Origin of the sequence: Vreelandella lionensis, assembly GCF_002087295.1 — a bacterium.
In the GTDB taxonomy this organism is placed as follows: Bacteria; Pseudomonadota; Gammaproteobacteria; order Pseudomonadales; family Halomonadaceae; genus Vreelandella; species Vreelandella lionensis.
Map to the genome: position 1 here is coordinate 24219 of NZ_MWVI01000084.1, position 11427 is coordinate 35645.

At 55.6% G+C, this 11427-nt stretch carries 12 protein-coding genes, 1 pseudogene and 1 other annotated feature; of the genes and pseudogenes, 1 reads left to right on the forward strand and 12 read right to left on the reverse strand.

Going from position 1 to position 11427, the window contains the following annotated elements; genetic code table 11:
- Positions 1 to 107: 107 nt before the first annotated feature.
- From B4967_RS12200 to B4967_RS12225, 7 genes are all read right to left on the reverse strand, one after another.
- Complete coding sequence (locus tag B4967_RS12200) at positions 108 to 1961, reverse strand: NADH-quinone oxidoreductase subunit 5 family protein (protein ID WP_139794484.1); 1854 nt, start codon at positions 1959 to 1961, stop codon at positions 108 to 110.
- On the reverse strand, positions 1961 to 2266 hold the full coding sequence (nuoK, locus tag B4967_RS12205) for an NADH-quinone oxidoreductase subunit NuoK (RefSeq protein ID WP_035413666.1): 306 nt from the start codon (positions 2264 to 2266) through the stop codon (positions 1961 to 1963). Before nuoK ends, B4967_RS12200 begins: the two co-directional genes overlap by 1 nt.
- Before the next feature lie 30 nt (positions 2267 to 2296).
- Positions 2297 to 2923 (reverse strand): NADH-quinone oxidoreductase subunit J, encoded by a 627-nt coding sequence (locus tag B4967_RS12210; RefSeq protein ID WP_083025451.1) that lies wholly within the window; start codon positions 2921 to 2923, stop codon positions 2297 to 2299.
- Positions 2920 to 3294 (reverse strand): NADH-quinone oxidoreductase subunit H, encoded by a 375-nt coding sequence (locus tag B4967_RS20435; RefSeq protein ID WP_207953626.1) that lies wholly within the window; start codon positions 3292 to 3294, stop codon positions 2920 to 2922. Before B4967_RS20435 ends, B4967_RS12210 begins: the two co-directional genes overlap by 4 nt.
- Positions 3285 to 3845, reverse strand: a complete 561-nt coding sequence (locus B4967_RS20440; protein WP_207953627.1) for an NADH-quinone oxidoreductase subunit H — start codon at positions 3843 to 3845, stop codon at positions 3285 to 3287. The genes B4967_RS20435 and B4967_RS20440 overlap by 10 nt, the downstream gene beginning before the upstream one ends.
- Positions 3832 to 4782: an NADH-quinone oxidoreductase subunit D-related protein gene (locus B4967_RS12220; RefSeq protein WP_161491509.1), complete on the reverse strand. Its 951-nt coding sequence runs from the start codon at positions 4780 to 4782 to the stop codon at positions 3832 to 3834. The genes B4967_RS20440 and B4967_RS12220 overlap by 14 nt, the downstream gene beginning before the upstream one ends.
- Before the next feature lie 357 nt (positions 4783 to 5139).
- Positions 5140 to 5487, reverse strand: a complete 348-nt coding sequence (locus B4967_RS12225; RefSeq protein ID WP_035556078.1) for an NADH-quinone oxidoreductase subunit A — start codon at positions 5485 to 5487, stop codon at positions 5140 to 5142.
- 830 nt (positions 5488 to 6317) lie between these two features.
- Here B4967_RS12225 and B4967_RS12230 point away from each other — a divergent pair.
- Positions 6318 to 7692 (forward strand): annotated as a pseudogene (locus B4967_RS12230) (IS30 family transposase).
- Here B4967_RS12230 and B4967_RS12235 read toward each other — a convergent pair.
- The 5 genes from B4967_RS12235 to B4967_RS18070 all read right to left on the reverse strand — a co-directional run.
- Positions 7664 to 8227 carry a DDE-type integrase/transposase/recombinase gene (locus B4967_RS12235; protein ID WP_083025454.1) on the reverse strand — a complete coding sequence of 188 codons (564 nt, stop codon included), beginning with the start codon at positions 8225 to 8227 and terminating at the stop codon, positions 7664 to 7666. The pseudogene B4967_RS12230 and the gene B4967_RS12235 overlap by 29 nt on opposite strands.
- A 26-nt stretch (positions 8228 to 8253) precedes the next feature.
- Positions 8254 to 8372 (reverse strand) — a sequence feature (AL1L pseudoknot).
- A 340-nt stretch (positions 8373 to 8712) separates the two neighbouring features.
- Positions 8713 to 9663 (reverse strand): APC family permease, encoded by a 951-nt coding sequence (locus B4967_RS12240; protein ID WP_479694232.1) that lies wholly within the window; start codon positions 9661 to 9663, stop codon positions 8713 to 8715.
- Complete coding sequence (locus tag B4967_RS21575) at positions 9615 to 10049, reverse strand: amino acid permease (RefSeq protein WP_479694233.1); 435 nt, start codon at positions 10047 to 10049, stop codon at positions 9615 to 9617. The genes B4967_RS12240 and B4967_RS21575 overlap by 49 nt, the downstream gene beginning before the upstream one ends.
- A gap of 131 nt (positions 10050 to 10180) precedes the next feature.
- A complete protein-coding gene (locus tag B4967_RS12245; RefSeq protein WP_243470559.1) occupies positions 10181 to 10897 on the reverse strand; it encodes a MauE/DoxX family redox-associated membrane protein in 717 nt (238 codons plus the stop codon).
- A 271-nt stretch (positions 10898 to 11168) separates the two neighbouring features.
- Positions 11169 to 11427 (reverse strand): hypothetical protein (locus tag B4967_RS18070; RefSeq protein WP_161491510.1); only part of this gene is annotated, 259 nt, incomplete at its 5' end.

The window sequence follows — 11427 nt, forward strand, 5'->3', positions numbered from 1 at the left end:
CTCCTATGCCCAAGATTATAAAAATTACGGCGAACCCTGCCGCGATACCGGTGTAGTAATGATGCGTCTGTCCGGTATGGGCCTGCCGCGCTACTTGGCCCGCCCAGTCAACGCCTCTCGCTAGTAGGCTCGTTGCGCCATCGAATGCCCCTTCGCCGTCGATCACTGACCTTGGCCAGCCACACGCCAAAACGGGCGCTGGCGCGGATGCCAGCATCTACAGCTCGATCGTCGAAGCGTGCCAGGCCATGGCTGAAGGATATCGCAGCACTTACTCCGCGGCCCCGTAATCCAGCATCCACTACGCGATCATCGAAACGTGCCAGGCCATGGCTGAACCTCATGAAGGTAGAAATCCCCCGCTCTGCCAGAGCTGGCAGGCCAAACCAGTTCGCCATAGCAGCATGCGTCTCGCTCTGTCGGCTCTGATTCGACCCCTCTCGGCGCACCGCCCAAAACCCAGCGCCAATGCCTAGCGCCACCAGCAGTAGCGACAGGATCAGTTCCCACAGTTTGGTTTGGGGAAGCTGGATCGATAGCAGGTTAGCAAGGTCGTTTCCCACACCGGGCCACCAGAGCAGAGATAGCACTAGCGTGCCTGCCGAAAGCAGGTAGAGCGAGCCGGCCTCAACCGAGGAGTGCCCTGGCTGTGATGGGGCAGTTTTCGTGGGGCCATGCAGACCTCGTCCAAATGCGAGCAACTGAAAGCGTGTTGCATACAACGCGCTGAGCCCACCAGCGATGGCGGCGATCACGGCCAGCCAGGACGCCTGATGGCCAGCAGCAGTAATGATCTTCTCCTTGCTCCAGGATGCCCCCAGCGGGATAACCCCTGCCAGCGCCAGACTGGCCACCATGGTCGCCACTGCAATCCCCGGAAGCAGTCGCCCGAGGCGCATCGTATTTAGCGAGTAGCTGCCGACATGACGTTCGGCAATGCCGGCTGCTAGGAACAAAGCCGCTTTCGTGAAGGCGTGTGTGACGAAGTGCACCAGGGCGACACCGGGAAAGCCTGCCCATACCGCTAACCACATCAGGCCATACTGAGCCGATGTCGAGGCGGCCAGCAGCTTCTTGGCATGCCTTTGCAGATAGGCCACGACCCCCCCTGCCAGCGCGCTGGCCAAGCCTAACGTGATGGCAACCGGCCCAAACCAGGCAACGGCAGCCATCTCCGCATGCAGCCGAATCACCAGATAGATACCTGCGGCGACCATGGTCGCCGCGTGGAGCAATGCCGACACCGGTGTTGGCCCAGACAGGGCGGCAAACAACCATGGCGAGAAGGGAACCTGGGCGGACTTGGCCGCTGCAGCCAACACGGCGCCGGCACCAAACACATCAAGTAGCCATCCATCGAGTTGGGACAGGTCAGCAAAGGCAAACGAGCCAGTGCCGGCAAACGCTGCCGCCGCTGCAATGTACAGCCCCAGATCCCCGAAGCGAGTGACCAGGAACGCCCAGGCGGCATCCCGCAGGTTGTCGCCCTCTTGCCACTCGTGGGCAATCAGTGCCCATGAACAGGCCCCGACCAGCTCCCAGGCGATCAGCAGGGTCACCAGATCCTCAGCCAGCACGAGAAGCTCCATCGCCCCGACAAATGCCGTCAGCAGACCGACCAACCTGACGGGTAGACGCGTTGGCACGCCCTCACTGACGGGCTCAGACTCATGGTAGGCGCTATAGGCTATGATCAGTGTAGCGATCAGTGGCACGACGATGGCAAATACAGCGCTCGCTGGTGTCATCCCAACCGACAGGACGATCCGTGAGCTCCAGCGATAGGCACCACCCCAGTCCCCCATGAGCGCCACACTCGCGAGCAGCAGGGTAACGACAGCGACTGCCGCCCCCATCAGGCCCAACACGGCTCGACCACTATCCCTAGCGGACAAGCGCTTGCCAAGCCAATACATCCCGGGGGCGGCAAGCAGTGGGAAAAGAGGAACAAACCACAACATCAGTGCTTCAACCCGGTCAGTGACTCGGTCATGTCGGCCTGCTTACCGCGGAAGACGGCTACTACCAAAGCAAATCCCATGGCCATCTCAATGGCCATCACCGCCATAACAATGATCGTCAGCAGTTGCCCTTCGGGCGCCCCAGCCCCGCTAAAGGCCCAGAACGCCACCGCGGCGAGCATGACGCCATTGAGGATCAGTTCCAGTCCCATCATCAGCATCACGAACGATTGCTGGGAAAGCGCACCATAAATCCCGATGCCAATCAGTGCCGCTGCCAATAGCAAAAGTGTGGTTAGTGTCATGCAAGCCTCCCTGCCTATCTGTCTGCTTGGTCAGTGGTGATGATGGTGTTGATGACCACCACTCTCTTCCTCTTCGTCCTCCTCGAGCTTACCCGCCGGGTCGCCACCCGGCTCCAGCCCCGGCGGTAGCGAACCCACTGCCGCCGCCCCATAGCGGCCCCGATGACTCGACAACACCACCACGCCGATCATGGTGGTTAAAAGCACGATGCCCGCCGACTCGAAGATCAGCATCGAGTCACCAAGCATCTCATTGCCTAGGGATCTAACTGGCTCAAGGTCTGCCGAGACCGGCTGGTCAGGAAAGGCAGCCAATAGCGCCATGGCGCCCAATACCAGGAAGCCGACAATCCCCGCCCCGATAGCGATACGTTCCTGGTGAACCATATTCATCGGGTTAAGGCCGGCAGCATTCATCATGAACATGACCATGAACAGCGCCATGACCGTCATCTCCACAGCCATCATGAAGAACATCGCCACGCCCAGGTATTCCGCTGCCAGCAGAATCATGATCACGCCTACGGCGATGAACGACACCAGCAGGAAAAAGGAGGCGCGTACCATGGAATCGGTACGAAACACTCGCCATCCGGTGACCACCGCGAGCGTGGCCAATGACAGAAACGTGATATCAATGCCAATGCCGTGATTCATAGCAGCACCCCTATGCCAGCCCACACCAGGTCGATAAACGACAGTGGTAACAGCACCACCCACATCAAGGTGACGCAGCGCTCAGGGGCAATACGCGGCAGTACCCGTCCAAGCAATAGCAACACGAGTAGCACTGCCAGCATCTTGATGGCCATCCATAACGGACCGGGTAGCCAAGGTCCCATCCAGCCACCTAAAAAAGCACTTGCTGCCACCCCACTGAAAGCAACCAACACGGCCCCCCGAGCCACATCCCAGACCAGCCGAGGTGGCCCAGAGATCTCAGAAGCCGTTCCTCCAGCCAGGTCCTTCGAATCAGCAAGGTTGAGCGGGCCCCAGAAGGTCATGCCTAGGCCGACAATCAGAAACAATGGCAACCCCAGCGTTGGCGTATGACATTCCACAGCGCTTCTTGCGAGGCGACCACTTGGGTGAACTGTAGCGATTCGGCCGGCAATGCCACGCCAATTAGCACAAACATGCTGATCAGGATGTAAGAGAGCCCTAGCGCCACATAACGGTAGCCGCCGATGAGTGCCAGCAGCGCGTTTGCCGACCAGCCATGCAAGAAGATAACCACTGTCGCTAATGCTTCCACGCTGCCCCACAGCACCACGCTGGTGACCAAGTCAGTGGCGACCAGCGACTCCGACCACGGCACCACGGCCAGTCCGATTGCAGCCAACGCCAAATACAGTGCCGGCGCCAGCCGCCAGGCCTGCCAGTCCGGTGCTTCGGTGGCATTGGCGTGTTGGGTCATCAGCCAAGCCCCTCGGGCCATGGGAGCAAGCCAGACACGGCCTGCCTGAGGGGCGCCGAATGCACCGGCAATAAGCCGATCAAGCACCGCCACGACGTAGGCGCCGACAGTCAGCATGAACATCACCATCAGTACTGGCAGGAACAGCTCACTTAACAACATTACCCGAACCTCCCTGCACTGCCCGTGACTCACCAGGCGACTGTGTTCCGCCCCCTCCATCGGCTACCGCCGCTATATCCAGACTAGCAATAGTAGCCAGTGCATCGCCCCACTCCAGGCCTGGTAAGACCTCGTCAAGAATCGCGCTAGCATCTTCGGGAGGCTGTTCGTCCCACGGCCCCCGTGGCGTCTCGATGCAATCCACATCGTTCGTGTACACCTCATCCCGTTCGGCCTGGTGTGCCAACACTAAGGATTGTTCGACTTCGTCCAAGATTTGCTTCCAACGGGCCGAGACTCCTCCTCCGTCCTGACATACGGGGGAAAACCCTAGACGGCGATAACCGGCATCGTGTGAACGCAAATCATCAGCCAGCCCGGCAGCACGAGCGGCAGGCCCGCCAAACTGTCGGGCCTGCTCTGTATTGAGCACACCACCGCCTACAGCAGCCAGATGAAAGAAGCCACTGCGAACCAGGCGTCGACGTAGCCCATCTAGCGTGCTTGATGTCGACAAACCGTGTGCCAGGCGCAAGGAACTTAGGCTGAGTGCTTCCAGCCCAGCAAGATGCAGCGCATGGTACAGGCGCTGCAGATGATGACGGGCCCGTGCGAGCTCAATCTCGGCGATGGGGACGGGGTGCTTCCGAGCGTTGAAAAACACCGCGTCGAGGCGTTGCGGATACGGCTCCAACTGCGTTTCCCATGACTGAACCAGATCCCCCTGCAACGTAACCTCCGCTGCCATGCCGGGCGGAAATGCCATGAAGAACGGCCCGAGCCGAAAAGTCAGCGAATCCAGCGTCAAACCATCGCTGATATCTTCCTGCATATTCATGGCCATGGGCCGCCCGTAGGGCACTCCACCCATCATGCCTTCGCCACCTTGGCCGAAGTCTCCTTCACCTTTCCAAGGATTGGGCGGTCTATCCGACAAGATGCGGCATCCACTGTCACGCTGGCCTGTCATCAGTTCACGATGTGCTTTGGTTAGGGCCGCAGGTAAATCGGTGAGATCATCGATCCGATCCACGTTTTCAAGATGAGGCCACGGTTCGTTACGAAACCACAGCGTAGTGAAAGGATCAGGCAACTGATCGTGAACACGACGTAGAGGCTCTAATCTATCAGCCGGAACCTCCCCCGCAATCAGCAACACACTGGCGTGGCGTGGCGAATCGACCAGTTCGATTTTCCGGCGATAGCGCGAGGTACCGCAGCGCTTTATCGCCCTGCTTGCCCAGCACAGGAAATACGGGAGCCCGCTTATGCGAAGAGAGTTTCCGTAGCCAGTTCACTGCCACTTGAATACCCCCTCACGCCAGGCGTAAACAATGCCAACCGACAGGATGGCCAGGAACATGCCCATCTCCATTACTGCCATCATGCCCTTCTCTACGAAGACAACCGCCCATGGATACATGAACATCATCTCCATTTCGAAGGCGATCAGCAGCAGCGTCATGGGATAATAGCGGACGTGATAGCGGCTCCAGGCGTGGCTATCTGGCGTACCACCGCCTAGAAAAGGCGCGCGCTGCGGGTAGGTGGCTATCGGCTGGTGGCGCATAGGCAGCCACTGCACTAGCAGGCCGGCGCCCAAGCTCAGTAATAAAACAATAAGCAGAGTCAACAGTTCCATGCGAATCCCTCGCGTCATTAGCCAGCAAATCCTTGCCGTAAATTACAACGTAGCAGGCTGAAGCAGCGCATTTATACAAGTGTAGATATCAAACCTGAATGCAAACTGAATATGCTGCCTAAAACATGGTGCAAAAAGTAATAAACCGCAAGGTGGGTGCAGGCTCTGAGTGCAACGCTACCTAATAGATGGCGGGTGAGCATTCATGGTGTTTAGACCAGGCGCCTCAACTGGCCACCTGAAGTCAAGGCGCTTCCTATTCAACTGGTAATACAATGTCCTCTTGGGTGTGGCGCGGCAGTTCCGCCCCTTTCGCCTGTGTTAAGCCGTCGATGTTTTTATTGCTACCGCGTTGTCATAGGCTGTGTGGATCACAAAAGTAGATAGCAACACTCGTTGCCTCGATAATTATGCATGCCGTTGTTGTCCAATCAGTTGGCAGGCGCTGCACCGGTTTCCAGAGAAGCACATTCAGTTCGTATCTACACCGTGTTTGCCATGAACTACATGGCGCTGTGACAACATGGACTGGCACAGTTGAGGTGTCTGTTTATAACTACTAGGAAGATGAACTGCAGACCGCTACTCATCAAGCTCGGTGTGCTTGCGCCCATGACTGGGGCCGGCATTTCTATTCTCAAAGCGAGTAACCCCGGGATGAACCTCCCCGGTTATTCTGGAGACCGGTTTGTTTGAGTCAGGCTGCTTCACCCGACTCCTCCAGTTGACGACAACGATACCCTCGTCAGCCATACGCTCTGTATAGCGAATCGAGGGATATTGGGCGGATTCAATCGGTCGACGCAACACCTCGATATTGGAGGTGTTACATGGGAAGATCATCTAGTTGGATCGCTGAAAAGACTGGGCGAGCACCGATGCGTTCGCCTGGTCGACCAAGCATCAATCAGCGGAGTACCAATCGCGCATTCTGGAAGCGAATAGCTGAGGGGTTATCGAGCGAGGATGCAGCTTTGGCGTGTGGTGTATCACAACCGTTGGGGCCACGGTGGTTCCGCGAGGCAGGCGGGATGGCACCCTCTAACTTGGTGCCACCCTCAGGGCGTTATTTTTTCGTTCCCAGAGCGCGAGGAACTCGCACTATTGCGAGTCCAGGGTCACGGGGTTCGTGAGATTGCACGGGGTCTAGGAAGGTCACCGTCGACGATCTCGCGCGAATTGCGCCGTAACGCTGCGACCCGGGGCGGTGTGTTGGAGTGCCGGGCCACAGTCGCGCAGTGGAAAGCAGAGCTAGCCGCCAAACGGCCCAAAACTGCCAAGCTTGCAGGGAATGGCTGGTTGCAGGCTTACGTGCAATCACGTCTGGCTGGCGAGGTGACCGATGCTGAAGGCAGACCTATTCCCGGCCCGAATGTGCCATGGCGAGGACGGCGGCATGGTCGCCGAGCCGACCGGCGGTGGGGAGTCAGTTGGAGTCCTGAGCAGATCAGCCGTCGACTGCGGGTAGACTTTCCAGATGATGAGACGATGAGGATTTCTCACGAGGCGATCTATCAAGCCCTCTACATTCAAGGCCGCGGGGCACTTCGTCGGGAACTGTCCGCGTGACTGCGTACTGGCCGGGCATTGCGGGTACCACGAGCGAGAACCCAGCAGCGCGGTAAACACTACCTCTCGCCCGAGGTGATGATCAGCCAGCGCCCGGCGGAGGTTGCTGATCGCGCTGTCCCCGGCCACTGGGAAGGCGACCTAATCATTGGATTGAACAGCTCCGCAATCGGTACCTTAGTCGAGCGCACGAGTCGGTTCACGCTACTTCTTCACTTGCCGCCCATGCATGATCATGGAACGGGCGCCAGAGTTAAGAACGGACCTGCTTTGGCTGGTCACGGGGCTGAGGCTGTTCGCGATGCTATCGCCATAAAGATCGCCACACTGCCCGAACAGCTGCGGAAATCGCTCACTTGGGATCAAGGCGCGGAGCTGGCCCAGCATGCACAGCTACGACTTGATACTGGCTTGGCAATCTACTTCTGTGACCCCCGAAGTCCCTGGCAGCGTGGGACTAACGAGAACACCAATGGTCTTCTGCGCCAATACTTTCCCAAGGGTACTGACATTAGCAGGTATTCTGAGCATGAGCTTGACGCTGTCGCGACGACTCTCAACGACAGACCTCGTAAAACACTTGATTGGAAAACACCTGCTGAAGCTCTCAAAGAACTACTATTTTCAGCATCATAAGCCAGTGTTGCGACGGCCCCTTGAACCTAAGTTGTCTTCCCCGATCACTATGATGGATCAACCCTCGTATGTGTTTTTGTGCCCACAGAGCTAGCTCCAGGGCGTCCAGTACCTGTCCCGTTTTCATCGACGTCGCTACACGCCAACTCACGATACATCGTGCGTAAACATCGATAACGAACGCAACATAAACGAAGCCAGACCAGGTGGCGACGTAGGTAAAATCGGCCACCCAAAGCTGATGTGGACGCATGGCCGTAAAGTCAAGTTTCACTAAATCAGGTGCCTTTTGCTGGCCGGGATCACTGATGGTCGTGAAAGGGCGTTGGCCTCGCACCACGCCAAGAATTCCCAGGCGGCGCATGAGCCGTTCTACAGTGCAACGAGCAACATTAACGCCTTCGAGGCGGAGTTGACGCCAGACCTTACGGGCACCCGTAAACGCAGAAATCTTCCTCCCATACCCGATGAATCTCAGCCGTAAGAAACGCATCCTGCCGATATCCCTCTGCTCGTCGTTCAGGATCGGCTTCAAAGTGCCTTGTGGTGGTAATACTTCGATGGGGCGATTGGCAGCTGACTACAAATCGATTCGACCCCGAACTGAGCACGATGCTCGTCGATAAATGACACCATCAATTGGGTTTGCGGTCGAGCTCCGCCTGTGCGCGAAAAAAGCAGCCGCCTTACGGAGAATTTCCTTGGCACGCTTCAATTCGACGTTTTCACGCTCTAGCTGCTTGAGTCGTTCATTTTCATGCATGGTTAGCCGAGCTATCTTCCTGCGTGAGTTCTGAGCGTTTGCACCAGACTCTTAAGGTGTCTGGTGTACAGCCAAACTTGCTGGCAATGGAGCAGATCGCCGCCCACTTGGACGGGTATTCGCCTTTCCTGTTCAAGGACTAATCGAACAGCTCGCTCCCGGACTTCTGAGGAATATCGTTTTGGGGAGTTCATGACTCCATCCTCTCAAGATATGGAGTCTCCGGTAAGCCGGAGCGGTTCGATGTACAGTTGTGGTTAGTGGGAATGAAACTGTTCGCTATCGGCTGAATTGTTGCGCTTGGCAAGAAATAGCCATTCGCCGATGAGCAGCACGGCCATCAATCCGGCGGCAACGATAAGTACCAGTGGATCTGAAGTGGCTTTTTCCCAAACAAAGCCACTCAATACGAGGACATCTAGCAGAATGGCAATGCTTGGAATAACCGCGATAGCGCCCACACTTTTCCTGAGATGGCGCAGCACTCCCCAATGGATAGCGATATCCATGATCAAGTAAAAAATAATGCCGAGCGCCGCGATACGGCTAAGATCAAAAAACGCAGTCAAGATTAAGCCAAACACAATGGTGTACACCAACGTGTGCTTTTGCAGGCTACCTGGCATATGGAAGTGGCGGTGTGGAACCAATTTCATTTCAGTCAGCATGGCTAGCATGCGTGATACGGCGAAAACAATGGCGATGATCCCGCCTGCTGTGGCTAGCATGGCTAAAAAAACGGTAAAGCCAACGGCAGCTTCACCAGGTGCGGGCCGAGCCGCTGCCGCCAGCGAATAGTCTTGAGTTTCGATAATCTCAGACAAGGAAAGATTGCTGGCCACCGCAAAGCCCACAAGCGCATAGATGACTACACATAGCGCGATGGAGATCATGATGGCCTTGCCCAGGTTGCGCTTTGGGTTTTTCAGCTCCGAGCCACTATTGGTAATGGTCGTAAAACCTTTGAAAGCAAAAATCCCGAGCGCCGCCGCGCCAAAGAAGCCTGAGAGGGTTGGGGATGGCACACCCCCGCCAGTACCCATGTCGATAGAATCTGCAATAAAAACACCGACAACACCAAACACGATGATGCCGCCAATTTTGAAGAAACCCAGCACCGAGGCAACTGTTTCAATCAACTTGTTGGTGGATAAATTGATCAAAACAGCCGCGAGCAATAAGCCCACACCGAGTAGTGGCACAAACACAGCGCGATACCCAGGTCAAATCGCTCCAGCGTGTAAGAACCGAAAGTTCTCGCCAAAAAGCTCTGCGCAATCACCATGGAAAAATACATCAATAGCGCATGGAAAGCGGTGGGGAGCGTTGAGCCATACGCTTTTTGCAAATACATGCCAATCCCCCCGGCAGATGGGTAAGTATTGGAAATTTTGACGTAAGAGTAAGCGCTGAAAGAGACAATGACCTCGGCAGCCAAAAAGGCTAGGGGAAATAGAGGGCCGGTCATTTCCGCCATCTGTCCAGTTAACGCAAAGATTCCTGCGCCGATCATTACTCCAGTGCCAAGTGCTACGGCACCGATTAGTGAGAGGGTTCCTTCTTCGTAATGTGGCGTTCTATCCTGGTCAGCCATGCAAACACTCCTATGGATTAAGCCTAAGGCGTGCGTGTTCACCGCCTTAGGCCAGTGTGGGATAAGTTCAACACCAAGTGTGGTTGAGTTAGCTGAACGTAACCTGAATATGGTTCAGTCATTTAACTGACCTATATCATGGTTTGGCGTAAGAGTACGGGTCTTGCCCCAACAACATCCGCATCGGCATCCACAGGCCCATAGCGATCATCACGAGGTTTTCGGTTAGTGACACACAAACCCAACGGCACATTGCTGTTACCACCGACGCCTGCGCACTTCAGCTCACGCTTATCGATATACACGGCTTTAAACACGGAAACCGCCCCCACCGTACCGACAAATAGCGCCAGTGGGGCTGCCAGCCAAATCAATGCTCCGGCCAGCATTAAAATGCCTGCAAGTGTCTCGGCGTAGGGGTAAAAATAGCTGTAGGGCACGTAGCGCTGGGCCAAAAGGTCGTAATTCAAAAACATACTGCTGAAACTTTCGACATCTTGCAGTTTCTGCAAGCCCAGCAGCACCATCGCCGTAGCAACGGCGAACTCCGGCATGCGTGCAGTAAACAGTGTGCCTTGGGTCGCCCAGCTAATCGCCAAGCCTATCAGCAGCGCAGTAGCAAAAATGGCAATCACCGGCCGGTGAGTGGTTTCTTTTGCCTTGGGAACGCTCATTCCCAGATGTTTGCGCAGCTCTTCATGGCCACCGATACGTTGGTCACCGATATACACCTGGGGCGTCGTGTCGACGTTTTCCTGTTTTTTGAAAGCATCGATTTCATCACGAGACGTTAAGGTATGATCGTCGACCTTAAAGCCTTTACGCTTGAGTAGATCAACCGTTTTCAAACCTAACGGGCACATATGCTACGGTTTTCATCCGGTAAACCTGTGCAGAGCCAGTGGATGTTGACGTTGGCATTGATTTTCCTTCGTTAAGAACATGGTATTTACTAAAAATATAGAACCTTTGTGCTACATACAGGCAAGTATAGCCTGCTCATTTAGTTTAAAATTCTAGCTACGGGTTACGAATAGGTTTCTGCAACGATAGAAATATATGTTAAATAAAAAGGCCAGCATAATGGCTGGCACGGTATCTTAAATTAGTGACTATATATTAATAGTCAACATGTAACTCATAGCGGTTATTGTCATTTTCTTTAGTACCTCCCAGTGCATTGCCTGTCACTTCAAGTTGATAATTGCCTGGCTGCAGTTGGCGGACCATTTCAAAATGGCCACGTGGGCTGGATGCTTCTGCTACCTGCTGTCCCGCTGCATTATAAAGCACCGCGGAGATACGGTTTCCAGTGCTGGTTGCGCCTGGAAAGTGCTCGCTTGCCACCTTCAGCGTAGTCGCTTGTTCAATGTTAATA